The organism is Eoetvoesiella caeni (genome assembly GCF_003315175.1).
Taxonomy (GTDB): domain Bacteria; phylum Pseudomonadota; class Gammaproteobacteria; order Burkholderiales; family Burkholderiaceae_B; genus Eoetvoesia; species Eoetvoesia caeni.
Window position 1 is genome coordinate 659806 of the sequence record NZ_QNRQ01000001.1, and the last position, 22877, is coordinate 682682.

Sequence of the window (22877 nt, forward strand, 5' to 3'; positions counted from 1 at the left end):
AACCAGGAGAAGCTTATGAAAATGCACACGGCAATACCGACCTCCACGGCGGCAGCACCGACCCCCACGCTTCAACGCTGCGCGTCTCGCTGCCCCCCAAGGGGGCGCGTGCTGCCTTGGGGCGGCCCGGCGGCAGCACTGGCCATAACCATCGCAAGCCTTGGGGCATTCCCCGTGGCGCATGCGGCCGGTATCTCCAACGACGTCATACGCATCGGCTTTATCACCGATATGTCGGGGCTGTACTCCGATATCGACGGCCCGGCCGGCGCCGAGGCTATCCGCATGGCCATTGCCGACGCAGGCGGCGAAATCAACGGCAAGAAAATCGAACTGCTTGTCGCCGACCACCAGAACAAAGCCGATATTGCTTCTGCGCGCGCCCGCGAATGGTTCGACCAGCAACACCTTGACCTGCTTATTGGCGGAACCAGTTCGGGCACGGCGCTGGCAATGGCCGGCGTCGCCGCCGAAAAGAAAAAACCTTTCTTCGTCATCGGCGCCGGCGCGTCCGAACTTACCAACAAGCAGTGCACACCCTACACCGTGCACTACGCCTACGACACCATTGCCCTGGCCCGGGGCACCGGCTCGGCCGTGGTCAAGAACGGCGGGAAATCCTGGTTCTTCCTTACCGCCGACTATGCCTTCGGCCATGCCCTCGAACGCGACACCTCGGCCGTCGTCAAGAAGTCCGGCGGCACGGTGGTCGGCAGCGTGCGGGCGCCGCTCAGCACCTCCGACTTCTCGTCCTTCATGCTGCAGGCGCAAGCCTCGAAAGCCCAGATACTGGGGCTGGCCAATGCGGGCGGCGACTTCATCAATTCGGTCAAGGCCGCCAAAGAATTCGGCGTCACCAAAACCATGAACCTGGCCGGCCTTCTGGTATTCATCAACGACGTCCACGCCCTGGGCCTGGAAGCCACCCAAGGCATGTATCTGACCGCGGGCTGGTACTGGGACCAGAACGATGCCTCGCGCAAATGGGGCGAACGCTTCTTCGAAAAGCAAAAGCGCATGCCTTCGTTTTTACAGGCCGGCGATTACTCCGCCGCCAGGTTCTATCTAGAGGGCGTCAAAGCCACCGGCACGGACGACGGCGACACGCTGATGAAGTGGTTCAAGTCGAACAAGGTCAACGACTTTTTCGCCACCAACGGAGTCGTCCGAGAAGACGGCCGCATGGTCCACGACATGTACCTGATGCAAGTCAAGAAGCCGGCCGAATCCAAAAAGCCCTGGGACTATTACAAGGTCATCGCAACGCTGCCCGGCGACGAAGTCTATGCATCCCTGGCTGAATCGTCCTGCCCGCTAGTCAAGAAGTAAGCAACCGACCACCCCGCCGCGCGCGCACAGCGGGCGCGCGGCAAGCGTCTTCACGTCAGGCCTTTTCGCTAAAGCATCAAACTCATGACAGAACTTTTTGGCCTTCCCCTGCCTGCGCTATTTGGGCAATTGCTGCTAGGACTGGTTAACGGCTCGTTCTATGCCGTCTTGTCGCTGGGCCTGGCCATTATCTTCGGCCTGCTGAACGTCATTAACTTTGCCCACGGCACCTTGTACATGCTGGGCGCCTTCATTGCCTGGATGGGCCTGCAATACCTGGGACTGAACTACTGGGCCATGCTTGTCATCGCGCCAATTGCAGTGGGCTTGATAGGCATTGTCATCGAACGCCTGCTTTTACGCAGGTTATACAAGCTAGACCCTCTTTACGGACTGCTGCTGACCTTTGGCCTGGCGATGCTCATCGAAGGCCTGTTCCGCAGCTTCTATGGCGTCTCGGGCCAACAATACTCGACCCCCGCGCTGCTTCAGGGCAGCGTCAACCTGGGCTTTATGTATTTGCCGATATACCGCGCCTGGGTCGTCGTGGCATCCATCGCCGCCTGTCTCATTACCTGGTTCCTGGTTGAAAAAACCCGGCTGGGTTCCGTGCTGCGTGCCGGCACCGAGAACGCCAAGCTGGTCGAAGCCTTCGGCATCAACGTGCCCAAGGTCATTACCCTGACCTACGGCTTTGGCGTGGGCTTGGCGGGCTTTGCCGGCGTCCTGGCCGCACCTGTGGCGCAAATTACTCCGCTGATGGGCACCAACCTGATCATCGTGGTCTTTGCCGTCGTCGTCATCGGCGGCATGGGCTCGATCCTGGGCTCCATTGTCACCGGCCTTGGCCTGGGCATTATCGAAGGCTTTACCAAAGTATTCTGGCCCGAGGCATCCAACACAGTGGTCTTTATCATTATGGTGATCGTGCTGCTGTTGCGCCCCGCAGGCCTGTTCGGGAAAGAAAAATGAAACGGCAACTTATCGCTTATCTGGCCGCCATACTTATTGTCGTCTTGCTTCCCGCGTTGGGAGCTTATCCCATCTTCATCATGAAGGTCATGTGTTATGCGCTATTTGCCTGCGCCTTCAATCTGCTGCTGGGCTATACAGGCCTGCTTTCGTTCGGGCATGCCGCGTTTTTCGGCGGGGCCGCCTACGCCGCCGGCCACGCCCTGACCGCCTGGGGCCTTTCGACCTTCGCCGGCCTGCTGTTCGGCACCGTAATCGCGGCTGTGCTCGGCCTTGTCATCGGCGGGCTGGCTATCCGACGCAGCGGCATTTATTTCGCCATGATCACGCTGGCCATGGCCCAGATGCTGTTTTTCTTTTTCCTTCAAGCGCCTTTTACACATGGCGAAGACGGCTTGCAGGGCATCCCGCGTGGCACGATACTCGGCCTGAATCTGTCCGACGACCTGAATCTTTACTATGTGGTCGCGATCATCTTCTTTGCCGGCTATGGGCTGATCTGGCGCACGATCAACTCGCCTTTCGGGCAAGTGCTCAAGGCTATCCGCGACAACGAACCACGAGCCGTTTCGTTGGGCTATAACGTCGACCACTTCAAGCTGCTGGTATTCGTGTTGTCGGCCGCGCTGGCGGGGCTGGCCGGAGCGACCAAGGCGCTGGTCTTTGTTTCGGCCACACTCAGCGACGTAACCTGGCAGATGTCCGGCATGGTCATCCTCATGACGCTCATCGGTGGCCTGGGGACGTTTACCGGGCCCGTGCTTGGCGCCTTTATTGTGGTGCTGCTGGAAAATAAAGTGGGCGAGTTCGCCCGCTATCTTAGCCAGACTACCGGCGTGCCTTGGTTCCAGACCCTGGGCGAGTCGGTCACCATTATTATCGGACTGATTTTCGTTCTTTGCGTCATTGCCTTTCGGCGCGGCATCGTCGGCGAACTCATTTATCGCACAAGGCGGAAAAAAGCCTTATAAGAACGCCTGTCATAAACCGGGGCCTTCAATAGCCTGGCAAAAAAAACGCGCCCATAAAGGGCGCGCGAGCTTCTTGTTCCATTTGCCCATATCCGAGGTGGAATAGGCGGCGGGCTGGTCACTCTTTGGCTTTATTTCCCAGGCCAAGGTAGCTTTCAATAACCCGCGGATTGCCGCTAAGGTCCTTGGCCGGGCCTTCAAGCACGACTTCACCGGTTTCGAGCACATAACCGTAATCTGCCACTTGCAAGGCGGCGCGGGCGTTCTGTTCGACCAGCAAAATAGAAACGCCCGTACTGCGCAAGCGCGCAATAATATGGAAAATTTCACGCACGATGCGCGGAGCCAGGCCCAGACTGGGTTCGTCCAGCATCAGCAGTTGGGGCTGAGCCATAAGCGCGCGCCCAACGGCAAGCATTTGACGCTCGCCGCCCGACAAGGTACCGGCTTCTTGCGCACGGCGTTCGCGCAAACGCGGGAACAAGTCGTAGACTTCATCCATTTTGTCTTTCCAGCCGGCCTTGCGCTGGTTGTACAAACGAAAGCCGCCCAGCAGAAGATTGTCTTCGACCGACATGCTGCCGAACAGCTCGCGCAGTTCGGGCACCAGCGACATGCCCCCGGCAACGCGGCGTTCGACCTGCCAGCCGCTGACGTCGGAGCCCAGGTAATGCACCGCCCCAGTGGCATGGCCCGCCAGCGGCAAGGAGCCCATGATGGAGTTGAGCAAGGTCGACTTGCCCGCGCCGTTGCCGCCGATAACGGTAACGATGCTGCCCGGCGACACGGTTATTTTCGCGCCCACCAGGGCGTGAACCTTGCCATATTGAGTCGACAGGTTGCTGACCTCGAGAAGAGGTTGTTGATTCACGGGCGTTGTCATGCTGCACCTCCTGCTACCACTGGCGCTCCCGCCTGTTTATCATCGTCAAACTCCATATCGTCGTCGATACCGCCCAGATAGGCCTCCAGGACCTTGGGATTCTTCTGGACTTCGTCGGGTTTGCCTTCAGCCAGCTTGGTGCCGAAGTCCATGACGACCAGGTGGTCGGTAAGGTTCATGACGAAATCCATATCGTGCTCGACCAGCAGAATGCTCATGCCTTCGTCGCTTAACTGCCGAAGCACTTGGGCAAGCTGCTGCTTTTCTTTGTAGCGCAAACCTGCCGCGGGTTCGTCAAGCAAGAGCAGAACGGGATCGGCAGCCAGGGCGCGGGCGATTTCAATAATACGCTGCTGGCCCAGGGCGAGGTTGCCGGCCTGTTCGTACAGATACTCGCCCAGACCGACGCGCTGCAACTGCTTGGCGGCTTCATGCAGAAGCTCGGCCTCGTCTTTGCGTTCCAGGTGCAGGGCGGCCGCGGCCACGCCAACGTGGCGGCGCAAGTGGGCGCCCAGTGCCACGTTTTCGATGACTGTCATGGTAGGCAGCAATTGCACATGCTGGAAGGTACGGCCCACGCCCAGCTTGGCGATGTCGCGCGGCAGCAGTTTGTCCAGGCGCTTGCCCAAGAAGCTGATCGTCCCGCTGGTGGTCGGCAGGACTCCGCTGATAAGGTTGAAAGTGGTCGACTTGCCCGCGCCGTTGGGGCCGATAAGCCCCATGATTTCGCCGGCACGCAGCGTGAAGCTGATGTCGTTGACAGCCACCAGCCCGCCGAATTCTTTACGGGCCGCATCCAGCTCAAGCACCAGCGAGCCTTTTTCCGGACGCGGGCGCAAAGGCAAGGCCTCGGCGACAGGAGGAGCCGCCTGGTTGCGCTGCGAAGCCTTCTGGCCGGTTATCGCCTTCCAGGCCGAAGCTATTATGGGCCAGACACCGTCGCGCGCATATTGCAGCACCAGCACCATCAGGACGCCGAAGACGACCAGTTCGAAGTTTGCCGTGGTGTTGATGATTTGCGGCAAAACGTTCTGGATCTGGTCTTTCAGGATCAGGATAAGGCCGGAACCGACAATCGCGCCCCATACGCTGCTGCCGCCGCCAACCACCGCCATGAACAGGTATTCAATACCGTAGTTCAGGCCGAAAGGGCTGGGGCTGACCGCACGCTGCATATGGGCGTAGAGCCAGCCGGACAGGCAAGCCAGCAAAGCCGAATAAACGAAAATAATGATCTTGTACGACGCCATATTAATGCCGAACGACTCGGCCATGCCGCCGCCGCCCTTGAGCGCGCGAATGGCGCGGCCTGGACGCGAATTGAGCAGATTGCGCGTCGCCCACATGGACAACAGCACCGCCACCCAGATCAGGTAATAGATGTGCCGGCCTTCGGACAGCGATATACCGAACACGTGTATGGCTTCAATGCCCGCAATACCATCGTACTGGCCCAGGAATTCGAGATTCCCGAACAAGTAATACAGCGACAGGCACCAGGCAATGGTACCCAAGGGCAGATAATGGCCCGACAGGCGCAAAGTAATGGCGCCCAGCACATAGGCAACAATACTGGTCAATATCAGGCCCAGCACCAAAGCCACCCAGGGCGACCAGCCCATGGCGGTGGTCAGGTAGGCCGTTGTATAAGCGCCAATACCCACGAACGCGGCCTGTCCGAAGGACATCAGGCCGCCCACCCCGGTAAGCAATACCAGGCCCAGCACAACCAGCGCCGCCAAACCGATGTAATTGAGCTGGGTAATCCAGAATTCAGGCGTCCCGGAAATCATGGGAAGCACGAGCAAGAACAAAATAAATATAACGAGAGCAAGTCAATTCATGGCTTCACTCCTCGTCGGAACTATGCGTAGTGCCGAACGAACGCAACATCAGCACTGGAATGATCAACGTAAACACTATTACCTCTTTATAGGCGCTAGCCCAGAATGACGAGAAAGCTTCAAGAATGCCCACGAACAAAGCGCCGACCGCGGCCAACGGGTAGCTGGCCATGCCGCCCACAATGGCTGCCACGAAGCCCTTGAGGCCGATCAGAAAGCCTGTGTCGTAGTAAATGGTGGTAACGGGCGAAATCAGCATGCCTGAAAGTGCGCCGATGGCGGCGGCCAGCGTAAAGGTCAGGCTGCCCGAAAGATTCGTGCTGATACCCATGAGACGAGCGCCGCGACGGTTTACCGCCGTGGCACGCAAGGCGCGGCCATACAGTGTTTTACCGAAGAACAGCCACAGGACGATGATCAGCGCGGCGCAGGTGCCAAGCACGAAGAAAGTTTGCGCCGACCAGGTAACCGCACCGAACTGGACTTCGCCTTCCATGAAGGGCGGCGTGCGCCAGCCCTCGGCACCGAAGAACACCAGCCCCAGCCCTGTCAGGACGAAGTGCACGGCCACCGAGACGATCAGCAGCACCATGATGCTGGCTTCGGCAATGGGCTGATAGACCAGGCGGTAGACCATGGGCCCCAGCGGTATCACCAAGACCAGCGAGAACAAAACGTTGAGCCATAGCGGCGTGGTGGTACTGACCACCATGGGCGCGACGAAGTACAGCGCAAGGGGCAGCACCAGCGTCCATGCAACGGTCTTGGGCATTTTGGACCATTCTTTATGGCGCAAAGCCGAAATCAATTCGGCCAGGAACACCACAATGCCCACAATGACCAGTAAATACACGGTTCCTGGAATTTTTCCGTTCACCATGAAAGCCAGGGTCAGTGCGCCGTAAGAGACGAACTCACCCTGTGGTATGAATACGACACGGGTAACCAGAAATACCATTACCAGCGCCAGACCCAATAGTGCATAAACGGCGCCGTTTAAAATACCGTCTTGCAGCAATATGAATATGATTGTCGAATCCATCTACACAACACCATGAATATATGAGATCGGGAAAACCCCGCTGTCTCACTGCAGCCGACACGCGACACCGGCTGATGGCCAGCGCCTGCATCAATAAAAAAGGGAAAACTGGCAAGCAACCATACAAGTACTGGCTATGATACGGCTCGCACAGCGATAACGATGCGTCGATAGCGGCGGGAGGGATTTCCTTCTACTGCGTGGGTGACTCAAGTTACCTGATAGCAACATATGATTATCGACAAATAAGGATACAAAGTCTTTTAGGGGATTCCCTGCATAGACGGATAAAAAAGTCGAGAATCGATGTTGGCGGGGAACCTGCAAAGGAATTGGCGGTCGATGTAACATAGCCAATGGGAACCGGACAAACGGATATCGGCATGCCGGCATTTTGCCGGGCGGCTCGATCCGCTTTTTTACCAGGCGCGTATAAACGCCTCAACACATAATATAGTCACGGATCTAGAATTGAATTCATGATTCTTGCGAAGGTATCAGAAATGGAAAAAGTCCATAAAACCGAGGCCGAGTGGCAAGCGCAGCTTAGCCCCGAAGAATACTACGTCGCCCGGACAAAGGGCACCGAGCGCCCATTTACCGGACGGTATTGGGACACCACGACGCACGGTATATATCGCTGCGTAGGCTGCGGCACGCCGCTGTTCAAGTCCGACACGAAATTCGACGCGGGTTGCGGCTGGCCCAGCTACTTCGAACCCATCGACCCCGCCAATGTGCGCGAAGAGCGCGACACGACCCATGGCATGGTGCGCACCGAGGTCATGTGCAACGTATGCGACTCCCACCTGGGCCATGTTTTTCCCGACGGCCCGCCGCCTACGGGCCTGCGCTATTGCATCAACTCTCTATCGCTCAAGTTCGAGCCCTCTGAATGAAAAAATTCCTGTTCGACCTTTTTCCGCTGATTCTTTTTTTCCTGGCGTTCAAGTTTTCCGATATTTTCACCGCCACCGCGGTGGCAATGGTCGCCGGTGTCGGGCAGATTATCTGGCTTAAAGCCAGGCGCAAGGCCGTTGAAGCCATGCACTGGATCAACCTGACTATTATCGTGGTGTTCGGCGGGGCCACCCTGCTGCTTCACGATGACACGTTCATCAAATGGAAGCCCACGGTGCTGTACTGGATGTTTGCCGGCATTTTGCTGGGCGGCAAGTGGATATTCGGGCGCAACCTCATCCAGAAGGTCATGGGCACCCAAATTGCGCTGCCCGACTCCGTCTGGACCAAGCTGAATCTTAGCTGGGCATTTTTCTTCGTGGTTTCGGGCGGGCTGAATCTGTATGTGGCATTCTCCGGCCACTTTACCGAGTCGCAATGGGTCAACTTCAAGGTTTTCGGGCTCATGGCCCTGATGCTGGTCTTTGTCATCGCGCAATCCATCTGGCTGGGCCGATACATCAAAGAAGAAACGGGCGCGGCGCCGCGTACTTTGTCCGACGCCAACGAATCGGGAAAATGACCATGAACACCGAACGCCAACAGCAAATCCGCGAGCGGCTCACTGCGCTGCAGCCCAGCCGGCTCGAGATCATCGACGAATCCCATCTGCATGCCGGCCATGCCGGCGCCGAGGGCGGAGCCAGTCATTTTCGCGTCGTCATCGCTTCAACTCAGTTCAAAGGGCTGGCCCCACTGGCCCGCCATCGACTCGTGTATGATCGCTTGCACGATTTAATTCCCTACCCCATTCATGCACTGGCAATTGTCGCCACCCCAACTTAGTAAAGGCAATTTAATGAAACGACTCGTGATGTTCGCCGCAGCATTTGCCATCGCTGCCCCGGTCTATGCCCAAAACGTAGCCACCGTCAACGGCAAGCCTATTACCCAAAAACAAGTAGACCAGTTTGTTTCGCTGTTGATCACGCAAGGCGCCAAAGATTCGCCCGAATTGCGCGAGCAAGTAAAGCAAGAAATGATAGGCCGCACGGTTGCCGTCCAGGCTGCTGAAAAAGCGGGCATCGACAAGCAAGCGGCCGTAAAGCAGGAAATCGAACTGGCTCGCCAGGGCATTCTGGTACGCGCACTGATGGCCGACTACCTGAAGAAAAACCCGATTACCGACGCCAAGATTCAGGCCGACTACGAAGCCATCAAGAAAGAACAGGCCGGACGTGTCGAATACAAGCTGCGCCACATTCTGGTCAAGGACGAGAAAACTGCGCAAGATCTTCTTGCCGACCTGAAAGCCAAGAAGATTACGTTCGACGCAGCCGCCAAGAAAGATTCCATCGACCCGGGCAGCGGCAAGAACGGCGGCGAGCTGGGCTGGGGCCCAACAAGCAATTACGTGCCTGAATTCGCGCAAGCTGTGGAAAGCCTGAAGAAAGGCCAGATGACGGACAAGCCGGTGCAGACGCAGTTCGGCTGGCACATCATTGAAGTCGAAGACACTCGTCCTATCAAGTTCCCGACGCTGGAAGAAGTGAAGCCGCAAATCACCGAGATGCTGCGCCAGCAGGAATTGGGCCAGTACCAGCAAAGCCTGATGAAATCGGCAACGATCAAGTAAGTATTTTTTCTGCGGGCTGCTGGGCATCGTTGCCTTGAAGCTCGCAAGATTGTAAATATATAGGTGGCCCCCGCTGGCTTTTGCAGCGGGGGCCATTTTTTGTTCTTAGGCTTTAAGGATTAGGTTCTTGAATCGGGGTGCTGGGCCGGAGAAGGCATGCGCCGCGTCCCGCGATCAAACGAACAACGGCGACCTAATCCTGCTCCAGCATGGCCAGAAAAGCGGCTTCGTCGAGCACTGTAATGCCAAGCTCCTGCGCCTTGACCAGTTTGCTGCCGGCTTCTTCGCCGGCAACCACGTACGCCGTCTTCTTCGATACTGAACCGCTTACCTTGCCGCCAGCCGAAAGTATCATTCGTGTTGCTTCGTCGCGCGTAAGTGTTGGCAGTGTGCCGGTAATCACGAGCGTCTTGCCTGCCAGCGCCTGGCCTATCGGTCCGCTTTCGGGCCGGGGGTCGACGCCGGCGGCTTCCAGCGCATGGACGACATCGCGGTTATGCTGCTCTTCGAAAAAATGGCGGATGGAACGCGCCACCACCGGGCCTACATCGTTGACCGCCAGCAAGGCCTCTTCGTCGGCGGCCATGATGGCGGTGAGGGATCCGAAATGGCGGGCCAGGTCGCGCGCGGTGGTTTCGCCCACATGCCGGATGCCCAGGGCAAACACCAGACGGCCCAGAACGGGATGGCGCGCCTTGTCGAGCGCCGCAACCAGGTTCTCGGCGGACTTGCGTCCCATGCGCTCGTACAGCGCCAGCTCTTCAACGCGCAGCGAAAACAAGTCAGCCAAGGACTTGATGCGGCCGCTGTCGACCAACTGGTCCACCAGTTTTTCGCCCAGACCCTCGATGTCCAGCGCTTTGCGGCCCGCTGCGTGCGTCAGGCTTTGCTTGCGCTGGGCGGCACAAAACAAGCCGCCGGTGCAACGCGAAATGGCTTCGTCCTCAAGGCGTTCGATTGCCGACCCGCATACCGGGCATTGCGTCGGCACGACATATAACGACGTTCCCTCGGGGCGCAGATCAAGAACAGGGCCGACCACTTCGGGGATTACATCGCCGGCACGGCGCACAATGACGGTATCGCCCACGCGCACATCCTTGCGGCGAATCTCGTCTTCGTTGTGCAGTGTTGCGTTGGTAACCGTAACGCCACCGACAAAGACGGGCTTCAGGCGCGCAACCGGCGTAATGGCGCCGGTGCGTCCCACCTGAACGTCAATGCCCACCAGCAGCGTGGTTTCTTCCTGGGCGGGAAACTTGTGCGCCATGGCAAAGCGCGGCGCGCGGGCCACATAGCCCAGCACCTCTTGTGCAGCCAGGGAGTTGACTTTGTAGACAACGCCGTCGATATCGAAAGGCAGTTGCAGGCGTCGCGCCCCCGTTTGGGCGTAATACTCCAGCAAACCTTTGGCGCCCTTGAGCAAGCGCCGGTCGCGATTGACAGGCAGGCCCATGGTTTCGAACCAATCGAGCATCTGCGCATGGGTAGCGCAAGGCGCGCCCTCGTTGTCGCTGTCGTTTGCGGCGGGCACGGCCTCGTCGAACAGGCCGGGCTGCCCCGACGGCACGGTCCGGGGCCGCGCGCCGATTATCTCGCCCCAACCGTAAGCGAAAAAGCGCAAGGGGCGGCGCGCCGTAATGCGCGGATCGAGCTGGCGCAAGCTGCCTGCCGCCGCATTGCGCGGATTGACGAACACCTTGTCGCCGCGCGCCTGCTGGTCGCGATTAAGGCGTTCGAAGTCGGCACGGTTGATAAGCACTTCGCCACGCACTTCCAGCACCGCGGGATATTCGCCTTTAAGCTTCAAAGGCACGGAGCGCAGTGTCCGGATATTGCTGGTAACGCCTTCGCCCACCTGGCCGTCGCCCCGGGTCGCGGCCTGCACCAGCAGGCCTTGCTCGTAGCGCAGACTGATGGCCAGTCCGTCGAACTTGAACTCGGCCATGTATTCGACCAGTTCGTCGCCCTTCAGCAACCCTGAATCGCGCAGCGTATCGGCAACTCTTTTGTCGAAAGCGAAGACATCTTCATCGGTAAAGCCGTTGCCCAGCGAACGCATCGGCCGTGCGTGGCGCACGCTGTCGAAGGCCGGCAAAGGCGCGGCCCCGACCCGCTGCGTGGGAGACTCGGGGACGATCAGATCGGGGTGCTCGGCCTCGATGGCCTGCAACTGCGCCATCAGGCGGTCGTATTCGGCGTCGGATACCTGGGGCTCATCCAGCACATAATAAAGATGATTGTGCTGTTCGATCGTCTGGCGCAAGGCCTTGAGTTTGTCCTGCAGATCCGCTGGCGTTGCGTTGGAGCTCATTACGAAAACAACCTGACCGTGCGCGCCTCGCTGGCAGGAAAACCATGGCCGGCAAGCGCGGCATAGAGTTCGAATAATTGCGCGTCGATGGCATGGTCGGCGCCATCGGAAAGCGGCCGACCCTGGTCGTCGACCAGCTCGGCATCAAGCCGGCCGGCCAAGTCGCGGCCAACGCTGGCCATGCGGCTGAAGGCTTGCTCGTCGGCGGGGCTGTTGGGCAAATCCAGCAACAGGTCCAGGCGGTCCACGCCCGCCGACTGCACGTCTTCAATGGGCAGGCCGTCGAACAAAATAGTAAAGCGCGGCACGCCCGATTCGGACATCCAGGCCAATTGCCGTCCATACGCCAGAAAGCCCGCCTCTTTTACGATACGGTCGACATCGGCCACGGCGCGCGTGCCTTTCAAGCGCAAGGCCAAGCCGACCTGGGCATCCAGGCCCGCGCACAAACTGTCGAGCTGTTTGGCGCGTTCGAGAACGCGGGCTTGTTCGGGACCTTCGACGGCGCCTTCGAAGCGCTCTGCCAGGCTTTGCGCGATGGTCCACAAGTGCGACCATTCAATGTCGGTCAGCGGCCCGCTGCGATTAGCCAGCAGCACTGCCAGTTGCATCGATACGTAGGACTCGTTTTCGCGCAACTGCAAGCGGTGCCCGTTGCCTTCGTGCGCTGCAAAAATACGCACGGGCTTGCTGCCGACCTTGTTTACGCCTTGGATGGCCTCATACAGCTGGCGGCCCGGCACGGGCTGCGCAAAGCTGATGTCGATCACCGCCTCGCAGGCGGGATCGGCCTCGACTCCGTCTTCATTTTGTTCGCTGTCGTTCGCGGCCAGCGTGCTTAGACCGGGCTCGCGGCGCCCCGGGGCGGGCGCCAGCCCGCCCATAAGGGGATCGTGTTCGCCCTCTGGAAATTGCTCTTGCATGCGCCGGCGCACACGCCGGTCTTGCCACCAGTTAAAGCACAGGACGACAATAATCAGCAGGATGCCTAAAGAAATCAGTCCGATTTGCAGTTCACTCATTTTCTGTTCCGCCGCGTCACGATACGTTAACCTTTTCTGTCTTACACTTCGGCCAATTGCATGGCCGAATCGATGTCTACCGCAACAATACGCGATACGCCTTGCTCTTGCATGGTTACGCCGACCAATTGCTTGGCCATCTGCATGGCAATTTTATTATGGGAAATAAATAAAAACTGGGTCTGGTCGCTCATGTTGCCGACCAGGTTGGCATAACGCTCGGTATTGGCATCGTCCAGCGGCGCGTCGACCTCGTCAAGCAGACAGAACGGCGCCGGATTCAGCTTGAACAAGGCAAACACCAAGGCCGTGGCCGTAAGCGCTTTTTCGCCGCCCGATAAAAGATGGATAGTGCTGTTGCGCTTGCCGGGCGGCTGCGCCATGACCTGCACGCCCGCATCAAGGATTTCCTCGCCGGTGATCACCAGCTTGGCCTCGCCGCCGCCGAACAGGCGCGGGAAAAGCTCGCCGAAATGGCCGTTGACCGCATCGAAGGTTTCTTGCAGCAACTGGCGCGTTTCGCGATCGATCTTGCGGATAGCGTCTTCAAGGGTTTCGATGGCGCTGCATAGATCGGCATACTGAGAGTCCAGAAACCCTTTGCGCTCGCGCCCCGCGCTAAGTTCGTCGAGCGCGGCCAGGTTTACCGAACCCAGGCTGTCGATCTGGCGCGAAATGCGCTGAACTTCGGACTGCAGCCAATTGGCGCGGCGCCACTCATCGGGACGCTCATCGAGCAAAGCCTGCAGCGTAGCGCGGTCGACCTGGTTCGCGTCAAGCTGCTCGGAAAACTGTTCAACCGCCAGACGCGCGGCCTGTTCCTGCAATTGCAATTCCATAATGCGCGCGCGGCGCGGTTCAAGCGTACGCTCCAGCGTAACCCGCTCTTCGTCGGCCGTGCGCAGCAGCGCCGCCAGGTTATCAAGCTCGATGCGCGCGCGGTTAAGCGCCTCTTCGCGCTCGGCCCGCTGCTCCAGCGCTTCTTGCAAGCCCGCCTGCGCCGCCGAGGCATCCAGCTCGAACAGTTCACCCTGCAAACCTTCCAGCTCGTCGCTGGCACGGCGGGCTTGCTCGGAAGCCAGCTGCAGGTTGCGGGTCAAGTCGGCTTTACGCGTATGCAGCGACTTTTCGGAGAACTCGGACTCGTGCACGGCCCGTTCCAGCTCGCGCAACTGCTGGCGCGCCAGTTCGGTTTTATTGGCCAGTTCTTCGCCGGACAGCTCGGCATCGGAAAAACGCCCCTGGTGCTCGGCCAGCTCGGCATCGAAGCCTTCAAAGCGCGCCTCGGCTTCTTCCCGGCTGATGCGCTGCTCTTCAGCCTGACCAGCCACTTCGGCCAGCTCTTCGCGTATGCGCGCCGCTCGTTCACCCGACTGCTGGGCCTGCTGCTGCAGGCGAGAATGTTCGAGCTGCACATCATGCAGGCGGCGGGTCAGCTCGGAAACGCGCACGCGTGCCGGAGCCAGGGCTTGCGAAACCTGCTGCCATGCGGTTTCGGCACGGGCCACGGCGCCTATAGTCTGGTCGGCGATCAATTGCCTGGCTTTGGTTTCGCGCTGCAGGTTTTCGATTTCCTGCTGGCGGGCCAGCAAGCCCGCCTGTTCCGAGTCGGGCGCATAAAAACGCACGCTGTGCAGGTCGACCAAATGCCCTTCCTTGAGCACAAACAGCGCCCCTGCCGGCAGGTCGCGCCTTGCAGCCAGCGCCGTGGCCGTGTCGCTGGCGACGTAAACGTCGCGCAGCCAATCGTTCAGCAAAGTACGCAGGTCGGGATCGCTGATTCGCAACAGTGAACTCAAGGGTGTGAGCTCTTGCGCCGCCGCGGGCGCGGGCGCCGCAGGCGGGACTTGGTAAAACGCCAGGCGCGCAGGCGGCGCATCGGCGGAAAAAGCGCGCACATGCTCGAGCTGGCGCACTTCGAGCGCGGCCATGCGTTCTCGCAGGACGGACTCAAGCGCCGTTTCCCAGCCCGGTTCCACTTGCAGCTTTTGCCACAAGCGCGCCAACGAACCCAATTCGTGCTTGTCGAGCCAGGGCTGCAAAGCGCCCTGCTTTTGGACATCGTCCTGCAATTTGGTCAGCGCCGACAAGCGCGCCTCAAGCCGTGCCAGCGCCTGCGATTCTTCCTGGGCAGCGGCCTGCGCCTGGCTGCGTTGCTGATCCAGGCCTGGCAAGCGCTCTTCGAGTTCGGCCAATTGCGCCTGCGCTTCCTGCACCTGATCGTCGATGGCTGCGTGGTCGCCGGCCAGGCGTTCAAGGTTGGCCGGATCGGGCGCGTTCAGGTCGCGCAATTCTTGTTCCAGACGCTCTTGGCGCAGCGCCAGGGCGGTAATCTGGCGGTCGGCATCGCGTTGCGCCTGCGCCGCCAGCGCCAGGTTTTGCTCGACGCGGGCCAGGCTGCTGCGCATTTCATCGCGCGAAGCGCCCGCCGCCCGTACGCGGGCTTCCATATCGGGCAGTGCAACCGAGGCCTCTTCGGCCCGCGCGCGAGCTTCTTCGGTGCGCACAGCGGCCATTTGCAAATCGTCTTCAGTCTGCTCCAGCTGCTCGGCGCAATGCGCCTGCTGGTCGGCCCATTCTTGCATTTGGCCCTGCAACTGATTGCGCCGCGCCTGAACGCGATTGCGCGAATCGACGACGTGGCGAATTTCGGCCTCGAGCCGGCTGACTTGCGCCCCCGCCTCGAACAGTTGGCCCTGCGCGGCATGCACGGCATCCGCCGCGGCGTAATGCGCCTGCCGCCTGGACTCCAGCGCCGATTCGCCTGCGCGCAAACCGGCCATGGCGGCTTCCAGTTCGGTTTGAGCTTGTTCTATGGACTGAAACTTGGCTTTTTGCTCGTCGCGCGCGTTGTTTTCTTTAAGCAGCCACAAAACCTGCTGCTTTTGCTCGCCCTCTTCTTGCAGGCTACGGTAACGGCCCGCCACTTCAGCCTGCGCTTCAAGCTTTTCCAGTTGCGCGGCCAGCTCCCGCATGATGTCTTCGACGCGCGTAAGGTTTTCGCGCGTATCGCCCAGCCGGTTTTCGGTTTCGCGGCGCCTTTCTTTATAGCGGGACACGCCGGCGGCCTCTTCCAGGAACACCCTCAATTCTTCCGGGCGGGCTTCTATCAGGCGATTGATCATGCCCTGACCGATAATGGCATACCCGCGTGTGCCCAGGCCCGTGCCCAGGAAAATATCGTGGATGTCGCGCCGCCTTACCTGCTGGTTATTCACGTAATAGCTGCTGGTGCCATCGCGCGTCAAGACCCGCCGCACCGCAATTTCGGCATACGTGCTCCATTGCCCCACTGCACGGCCTTCGGTATTGTCGAATACCAATTCGACCGAGGCGCGAGCCGCAGGCTTGCGATTGCCCGAGCCGTTAAAGATCACGTCCTGCATGGACTCGCCACGCAGCTCGGATGCTTTGGTTTCACCCAGCACCCAGCGCACCGCGTCGATAATATTGGACTTGCCGCAACCGTTGGGCCCCACCACACCGACCAACTGGCTTGGCGTGGGAATAACCGTCGGCTCGACAAAAGATTTAAAACCGGCTAGTTTTATTTGGGTCAGGCGCACAATTGGAAATGATAAGTAAACGATGAAAACAAGGAAGGCTGGACTTTCAAGCGGGGCGATCAGGCCGGCCCGGACTTGCTGCACCCGGCTCCGTTGCGCAACTGTTTCGTATGATAACGCACCATGCGAGTGATCCCTAACCGAAAACAATTTAAGAATAATCTCGATACGATCTTAAAGCTAACGCTATACTCACAAACTGTTTTTATTATTTTCTTGCACTTTGCGTCCACTCCTATTCCAGAGACTTACGATTGAAAAAAGGTTTTTATCTCGTAATGGCAGCCCAGGCGCTGTCGTCTCTGGCCGACAATGCGCTGCTCATTGCGGCGATCGCGCTCATTGCCGACTTGCAGGGCCCCGACTGGATGGTGCCCATGATGAAGTGGTGGTTCGCCCTGGCGTATGTCGTGCTGGCCGCCTTCGTGGGTGCGTTTGCCGACTCCTTCCCCAAGGGCAGGGTCATGTTCACAACCAACGCCATCAAGCTTGGGGGCTGCATTCTCATGTTTACCACCCAAATGGTCGACGTGGGCAGCTACGCGCAATTGGTCCAGGTTTTCGTTGCCTACACCCTGGTGGGCATCGGTGCCGCAGCCTACTCGCCCGCCAAGTACGGCATAGTCACAGAGATGCTGCCGCCCGACATGCTGGTCAAGGGCAATAGCTGGATCGAAGGCCTTACCGTTTTGTCGATCATTCTGGGCACGGTATTGGGCGGCGTGCTGATCAGCCCCGCTGTATCCGGCTCGCTATTGGCACATCCATGGGTCGGCCCCATAGCCCAGACCCGAACCGAAGCAGCCATCCTGATCATCGGCGTCGTGTATTTCCTGGCTGCAATCTGCAATCTTCTCATTCCGCGCACGGGCGTCAGCTACCCCAAGCAGCAAACCAACCCGTTCAAACTCATCACCGAATTCGGGTGCTACGTCGGCATACTCTGGAAAGACAAACTGGGACAGATTTCGCTGGCGGTAACCACGCTTTTCTGGGGTGCCGGCGCAACCTTGCAACTGATCGTCATCGAATGGGGCGCCCGCCACCTGGGCTACCCGCTGGAGCGCTCCTCGATACTTATGGGTGTAGCCGCGGTCGGCACTGTGGCAGGTTCCATACTGGCAGGCAAAGTCCCCCTGAAACGCGCTTTGTCGGTCCTGCCTTTGGGCGTGATCATGGGCCTGACGGTACTGCTGATGCCATTCGTCTACGAGCCCTGGGCCGTTTATAGCGTCCTGCTGCTGATAGGCGCGCTATCGGGCTTTTTCGTCGTGCCCATGAACGCCCTGCTGCAACATCGCGGACACGTGCTGCTTTCCGCCGGCCATTCTATCGCCGTGCAGAATTTCAACGAACAACTGAATATTTTGCTGATGCTGGCACTTTACAGCCTGATGCTATGGCTTAATCTGCCCATCAACAGCATTATTGTGTTTTTCGGCCTGCTTGTGGCCAGCTTGATGCTGCTGTTCATACGCTGGAGCCACCTGAATCACAAAGCCGACCCGACGCTGCTGCATCAGATCGGCCAGCACGGCCATGGCCAGGCACTACACTGAGCAAGCCAGCTTCAGGTCCCGCCAGGCGTTGGCCTTGTGCTGAGCGCGCGATAGCAGCGAGGCGGGGTGGTAGGTCGCCACAACCGGAATCCGCCCCGTGCTTTCGGTATCCAGCCAATGTACTCGGCCACGCAGCAATTCCAGGTCGGCCGTCTCGTCCAGCAGCGACTGTGCTGCCAGCCATCCCAGCACCAGGATGCGCCGCGGCTTGAGCATTTCTATCTGGCGCAGCAAATAAGGCCGGCACGCAGCTATCTCTTCCGGTCTGGGGGTGCGATTGCCGCGCGGCCGGCATTTAATGACATTGGTATAAAACACCGGAGCGTCGGCCGCCAGTCCCGCCGCGGCAAGCATGGCATGCAGAAGCTCTCCCGCCTTGCCTTGAAACGGCAAGCCCATGCGATCGTCGCGATCGCCCGGGGCTTCGCCAATAAGCATCCACTCGACCGATTCTGTCGCACCCTCGCCAAATACCGTCTGGCTGCGTCCGGTATGCAATGAACAAGCCTGGCACGCCGCAACGTGTTCTTTCAAGGCCGGCCACTCAAGCGGGGGGACGACGACGGGTCGCATGGCGGCCGGGGCGGCCGCGCGTGCACCGACCTTGGGAAGCGGCGCCGGCGGACGCTTGGACGGCGCGGCCTCGATGGCTGTCGCGTCAGACTCGGTCGCCTGGACAACAAGGCTGGCTGCCTGGCCTTCCGGTGTCTGGACGCCGGCTTGCCCCCCTTGCTGCAATTGGGCCAGGATATGTCCAACTGGAACAGGCGTGGGCGGCGCAACTGGGCTGGGACGCTGCACAAACTGCTGCAGCAAACGCCGGTCCATACCCATTTCCTGCAGCCAGGCCTGCTGAATGGCGCTTAGCGGCAAGCCCGGGCGAAGGTCGGCGCCCGTCATGCCGGCGCCTTGGCGGTTTTCAGTGTTTTCTCCATGACCCAGCCGTCCTCGCGTTCGTTCCCACCCTTGGGATAATAGCCCTTGCGCGTACCGGTATGCATAAAGCCGCGGTTGCGATAGAAAGACACAGCCTGTTCATTGGTGGGCCGCACTTCAAGCATCAGCGCGGGCAAGTCCCGCTTTGCCGTCTCGTGTTCGCAATGGCGCAACAACATATAGCCCACCCCGGTGCGCTGAGCCTCGGGAGTGACGGCAATAAGCAGCAAATGGGCGATGTCCGGCGCAAACATGACCAGGCTGAACCCGAGTATCTGTTCGCCCTGGCGTGCCACCCAGGCGCCGTACCCGGCCTCGAGCGCATCGCGGAAATTGCCCAGGGTCCAGGGAAATGCCTGAACCCTGGCTTCGATATTCGCCACAACCGGCAGGTCTTCCATGCGCATGCGCACAATAGCGACGGGCGCCTGCGCCTTGGGGTTGCCGCCCAGGCCCTGGTCGCGCTCGGCAACCGTGTACGCCACTTTATCCCGCACATACAACGGGGCTGCTTGGTCCGGCGCAACTGTTTCCCCTCGCTGCCAGGCCTGCTGAGCAATTCGGGCCACCGCTTCCGCCGTAGCCCTTTGCGCCTGGCCCCAGCTTATGCGCGCTGGCGCGGCACCGTGCGCCGGCACAGCCAGCGTCGACAAGATCGGATAGACGCCAAGCGCATCACCCAGCAACTTGATATTTACTTGGGCCGGGCCCAATTCGGCCTGCAATTGCCAGCCCAGCTGCTCCAGCCACAAGTGGGCATCGTGCACATTAAGCAGCACAGGTTCTTGCACCGCCTGCCATGTGGGCACGCCGTCCACGGTGGGCTGCCGATAGGCTGCGGCATAGAGTTCGTTCATGCGCGCATCCTGCAACACCACGCAGACCGCGTTGCCTCCCGGCTCTTGCTCGGCCACCGCCAACAACGAAGGCACGGGAATGACGGGAAGCCCAAGCGCAAAGGCCATGCCCTGCGCCACGCCGCAAGCGACCCGCAAACCGGTGAAGCCCCCTGGACCTTGACCAAATGCAATGGCACTTAACTGGCGCCGCTCGACCCCGGCTTCTTTCAGCAATTGGTCGACCATGGGAAGCAGGCGCTCAGCATGCTCGGCGGTCGCGTCGTGTCCCAGCGTTCGCACATGCAAACGCCCTTCGCCGGCCGAAAGCAAGGCAACGCCGCACAAACTGGAGGAAGTTTCCAGCGCAAGAATATGAAGATCCATGGGGGACATTTTAAACAAGGAATAAGAAAACGACTCTTGCGCCAGAAAACCCGGCAATAAAACGCATACGGCAAGACAAAGCCGAACGCGGACGGCAGTTTTCCATGCGCCGTTTGCAGCGGCCGGTGGCAAAAACATACGATACAAATATACATTTGAAGCGCGGCGAAAATGTGCTTGCGGGCCCAGCCGGGCGAGTCTTTCGCATGCCGCCAAAGCCGCCGCCAGTATAGTTTTGTAACGTGAACTACCGGGTAGTAGCCGATATTTGGCTTGCTTTTATAGGCCGTTTAGCGGAATTGGCAAAAAATGCTACCGCATTTACATGTGTAATGATAAGCTATACGCGTAAATATCTGAAGCAAATCAGGTCGAATAAACATGCCGTCCGATTGCCCGAAAACTGTAAGGCATATTCTACTAAACGCATAATATGTAATATCTTGCTACCAGCCCCTTCACGGGCCTTCTCGACCCTGTTACATTTTCAGCCATGAACACACAAAACCAATCTCTGACACGCAAAATTCTTGTTGTCGACGACGATCCCCGGCTTCGCGACTTGTTGCGCCGGTACTTGTCTGAACAAGGTTTCAATGTATTCGTCGCCGAAGACGCCAAAGAAATGGGCAAAATATGGCAGCGGGAACACTTCGACCTTCTGGTGCTTGACCTGATGCTTCCCGGCGAAGACGGCTTGTCCATATGCCGCCGCCTACGCGGTGGGCATGACAACACCCCTATCATCATGCTTACGGCCAAGGCCGAAGAAATCGACCGCATCGTGGGCCTCGAAATGGGTGCCGACGACTATTTGTCCAAGCCTTTCAATCCGCGCGAACTGCTCGCACGCGTCAATGCCATATTGCGCCGCCGCGGCACCGAAGAACACCCCGGTGCTCCCAGCCAAGAAAACGAATCCATCGAATTCGGACCCTACGTGCTTAATCTGTCCACGCGCACTCTTACCCGCAACGACGAACAAGTACCAATTACCACCGGCGAATTCTCGGTACTGAAGGTATTTGCCCGCCACCCCAAGATTCCACTTTCCCGCGACAAGCTCATGGAGCTGGCCCGAGGACGCGAATACGAAGCCTTCGACCGCAGCCTGGACGTCCAGATTTCACGTCTGCGCAAGCTTATCGAGCCCAATCCCTCCAAGCCAGTCTTCATTCAAACCGTCTGGGGGCTGGGCTACGTCTTTGTACCCGACGGCGGTCGCTAAAAACATACATCACCGGGGGTAAGCGCCCCCGGCAGCCTACATGCCGCTTTTCCCGCAACACTTTAGCCAGGTCACCTCCCGGTTGAAGCTAGGCCTGTTCAGCCGCTCCTTTTTATTGCTGGCCGCACTCATGCTGGTCAGCCTTGGCGCGTGGCTGCAGGTTTTCTTCAGCATGGAGGAAGGCCCGCGCGCCATACAGATGGCGCAACGCGTCACTACGTCCCTCAGCATCACGCGCTCGGCGCTGGTCTACGCGCCACCCACGGTAAGGCCGGCCTTGATGCTGGATCTGGCCACCAAGGAAAGCCTGCGGGTGCAACCGCGCGAGCCCACCGATACCCTCGAACCCCTGCCCAATTCCAACTACTGGAACCACGTTGCCGCCGAAATAAAAAAGCGCCAGGGAGCCAACACTCAAATCATGTGGGCGGTCAATAATGCGCCAGGCATCTGGGTTAGCTTCGACATCAACAAAGACCACTATTGGCTGGTTTTCGATCGTGAACAGCTCGGCCTTACCGCGGGCATCGAATGGTTCAGCTGGGGCGCGACCGCGCTCTTGCTGGCCTTGATTGGCTCGGCCATCAGCGTGCGCTTTGTCAACCGCCCCCTGGCGCAATTGGCCAAAGTGGCGCAACAGCTTGCGCGCGGTGAAAGCCCTTCGCCCCTGCCCGAGAAAGGGCCGCTTGAAATCCGCGAAATGAATATCGCCTTCAACCGGATGGCACGCGACTTGCGCCAGACCGAAGCGGACCGCGAGATCATGCTGGCCGGCATCTCGCATGACCTGCGCACCCCGCTGGCCCGCATGCGCCTGGAAATCGAAATGAGCGAGGTCAGCGACGAGGTCCGTCAGGCCATCGACGAGGACCTTGCCCAGATCGACCACAGCATCGGCCAGCTCATGGAGTACGCCCGCCCGGCGGGCGCCGCGCCCGAGCAAGGCATAGACGTTTCCCGGGTCCTGCACGATCTATATGAGCGCGAGCGCTCTCATACAGAGTCCCTGGGCGGCCATCTTGGCGCCAGTATCGCGCCCAATCTGTATGCACGGATCACCGCGCACGACCTCAAGCGCGTGGTCGGCAACCTCATCGAGAACGCGCGTCGCTACGGCCGATCAAAGGCCGACGACTGCGCCTATATCCACCTGTCGGCCAAAGCCGAAAGCGGCACCGTCGCTATCGAGGTCACGGACCAGGGGTCGGGCATTGCCGAAGCCGATATTTCGCGTTTGCTGCGTCCGTTTTCCCGCGGGGAGTCCGCCCGTACCGGAGTCAGCGGCGCCGGCCTGGGCCTGGCTATTGTCGAACGGCTGTTGGGCCAGGTGGGCGGGCAATTGAAATTGCTATCGCGCCCTTCGGGCGGTCTGGTGGCTCGCATAGAACTGCCTCGGGGCAAAGGCAAGGGCATACAGCAAGAGGCATAAGGGCAGCACGCTCGAAGCAGGCC

18 protein-coding genes are annotated in these 22877 nt (G+C 59.5%); 10 read left to right on the forward strand and 8 right to left on the reverse strand.

Features of this window, described 5'->3' with window-relative positions; all coding sequences use genetic code 11:
• The first annotated feature begins 15 nt into the window (after nucleotides 1-15).
• The 3 genes from DFR37_RS03055 (at nucleotide 16) to DFR37_RS03065 (ending at nucleotide 3272) form a co-directional block, all read left to right on the forward strand.
• Complete coding sequence (locus tag DFR37_RS03055; protein WP_242341667.1) at nucleotides 16-1329, forward strand: ABC transporter substrate-binding protein; 1314 nt, start codon at nucleotides 16-18, stop codon at nucleotides 1327-1329.
• A gap of 84 nt (nucleotides 1330-1413) precedes the next feature.
• Nucleotides 1414-2301 (forward strand): branched-chain amino acid ABC transporter permease, encoded by an 888-nt coding sequence (locus DFR37_RS03060; RefSeq protein WP_113931752.1) that lies wholly within the window; start codon nucleotides 1414-1416, stop codon nucleotides 2299-2301.
• The gene (locus DFR37_RS03065; RefSeq protein ID WP_113931753.1) at nucleotides 2298-3272 is read left to right on the forward strand and encodes a branched-chain amino acid ABC transporter permease; all 975 of its coding nucleotides are present in this window, start codon (nucleotides 2298-2300) and stop codon (nucleotides 3270-3272) included. Before DFR37_RS03060 ends, DFR37_RS03065 begins: the two co-directional genes overlap by 4 nt.
• Nucleotides 3273-3390: 118 nt before the next feature.
• Here the strand turns inward: DFR37_RS03065 and DFR37_RS03070 are convergent, their stop codons facing one another.
• Genes DFR37_RS03070 through DFR37_RS03080 form a run of 3 tightly spaced genes read right to left on the reverse strand, consistent with a single transcriptional unit; the run spans nucleotide 3391 to nucleotide 7041 of the window.
• Complete coding sequence (locus DFR37_RS03070; protein ID WP_170139811.1) at nucleotides 3391-4155, reverse strand: ABC transporter ATP-binding protein; 765 nt, start codon at nucleotides 4153-4155, stop codon at nucleotides 3391-3393.
• Nucleotides 4152-5948 (reverse strand): branched-chain amino acid ABC transporter ATP-binding protein/permease, encoded by a 1797-nt coding sequence (locus DFR37_RS03075; protein WP_113931886.1) that lies wholly within the window; start codon nucleotides 5946-5948, stop codon nucleotides 4152-4154. The genes DFR37_RS03070 and DFR37_RS03075 overlap by 4 nt, the downstream gene beginning before the upstream one ends.
• Nucleotides 5949-6003: 55 nt before the next feature.
• Nucleotides 6004-7041 (reverse strand): branched-chain amino acid ABC transporter permease, encoded by a 1038-nt coding sequence (locus DFR37_RS03080; RefSeq protein WP_113931754.1) that lies wholly within the window; start codon nucleotides 7039-7041, stop codon nucleotides 6004-6006.
• 503 nt (nucleotides 7042-7544) lie between these two features.
• On the opposite strand from DFR37_RS03080, the gene msrB reads away from it, so the two are divergent.
• The 4 genes from msrB to DFR37_RS03100 are packed head-to-tail and all read left to right on the forward strand — an operon-like array spanning nucleotide 7545 to nucleotide 9577.
• Nucleotides 7545-7940 carry a peptide-methionine (R)-S-oxide reductase MsrB gene (msrB, locus tag DFR37_RS03085; protein WP_113931887.1) on the forward strand — a complete coding sequence of 132 codons (396 nt, stop codon included), beginning with the start codon at nucleotides 7545-7547 and terminating at the stop codon, nucleotides 7938-7940.
• The gene (locus tag DFR37_RS03090) at nucleotides 7937-8524 is read left to right on the forward strand and encodes a septation protein A (RefSeq protein WP_113931755.1); all 588 of its coding nucleotides are present in this window, start codon (nucleotides 7937-7939) and stop codon (nucleotides 8522-8524) included. Before msrB ends, DFR37_RS03090 begins: the two co-directional genes overlap by 4 nt.
• On the forward strand, nucleotides 8521-8787 hold the full coding sequence (locus DFR37_RS03095; protein ID WP_113931756.1) for a BolA family protein: 267 nt from the start codon (nucleotides 8521-8523) through the stop codon (nucleotides 8785-8787). Before DFR37_RS03090 ends, DFR37_RS03095 begins: the two co-directional genes overlap by 4 nt.
• A gap of 13 nt (nucleotides 8788-8800) precedes the next feature.
• On the forward strand, nucleotides 8801-9577 hold the full coding sequence (locus DFR37_RS03100; protein WP_113931757.1) for a peptidylprolyl isomerase: 777 nt from the start codon (nucleotides 8801-8803) through the stop codon (nucleotides 9575-9577).
• A gap of 193 nt (nucleotides 9578-9770) precedes the next feature.
• On the opposite strand, the gene ligA is transcribed toward DFR37_RS03100, so the two are convergent.
• The 3 genes from ligA to smc are packed head-to-tail and all read right to left on the reverse strand — an operon-like array spanning nucleotide 9771 to nucleotide 16479.
• Complete coding sequence (gene ligA / locus DFR37_RS03105; RefSeq protein ID WP_113931758.1) at nucleotides 9771-11891, reverse strand: NAD-dependent DNA ligase LigA; 2121 nt, start codon at nucleotides 11889-11891, stop codon at nucleotides 9771-9773.
• Complete coding sequence (locus DFR37_RS03110; RefSeq protein WP_113931759.1) at nucleotides 11891-12913, reverse strand: cell division protein ZipA C-terminal FtsZ-binding domain-containing protein; 1023 nt, start codon at nucleotides 12911-12913, stop codon at nucleotides 11891-11893. Before DFR37_RS03110 ends, ligA begins: the two co-directional genes overlap by 1 nt.
• A gap of 41 nt (nucleotides 12914-12954) precedes the next feature.
• Entirely contained in the window at nucleotides 12955-16479 is a 3525-nt protein-coding gene (gene smc / locus DFR37_RS03115) for a chromosome segregation protein SMC (protein ID WP_113931888.1), read from the reverse strand.
• Nucleotides 16480-16733: 254 nt separating this feature from the next.
• Between smc and lplT the strand changes: the two genes are divergently transcribed.
• Entirely contained in the window at nucleotides 16734-18038 is a 1305-nt protein-coding gene (gene lplT, locus DFR37_RS03120; protein ID WP_113931760.1) for a lysophospholipid transporter LplT, read from the forward strand.
• Here lplT and DFR37_RS03125 read toward each other — a convergent pair.
• Complete coding sequence (locus DFR37_RS03125; protein ID WP_113931761.1) at nucleotides 18030-18938, reverse strand: uracil-DNA glycosylase; 909 nt, start codon at nucleotides 18936-18938, stop codon at nucleotides 18030-18032. The genes lplT and DFR37_RS03125 overlap by 9 nt on opposite strands.
• Nucleotides 18935-20197, reverse strand: coding sequence for a tRNA (adenosine(37)-N6)-threonylcarbamoyltransferase complex dimerization subunit type 1 TsaB (gene tsaB, locus DFR37_RS03130; protein WP_113931889.1), 1263 nt, complete (start codon nucleotides 20195-20197; stop codon nucleotides 18935-18937). The genes DFR37_RS03125 and tsaB overlap by 4 nt, the downstream gene beginning before the upstream one ends.
• Before the next feature lie 493 nt (nucleotides 20198-20690).
• Between tsaB and risA the strand changes: the two genes are divergently transcribed.
• Together risA and DFR37_RS03140 are read left to right on the forward strand one after the other, a co-directional pair.
• Nucleotides 20691-21425 carry a response regulator transcription factor RisA gene (gene risA / locus DFR37_RS03135; RefSeq protein WP_113931762.1) on the forward strand — a complete coding sequence of 245 codons (735 nt, stop codon included), beginning with the start codon at nucleotides 20691-20693 and terminating at the stop codon, nucleotides 21423-21425.
• Nucleotides 21426-21465: 40 nt separating this feature from the next.
• Entirely contained in the window at nucleotides 21466-22854 is a 1389-nt protein-coding gene (locus tag DFR37_RS03140; protein ID WP_113931763.1) for a sensor histidine kinase, read from the forward strand.
• The last annotated feature ends 23 nt before the right edge of the window (nucleotides 22855-22877 follow it).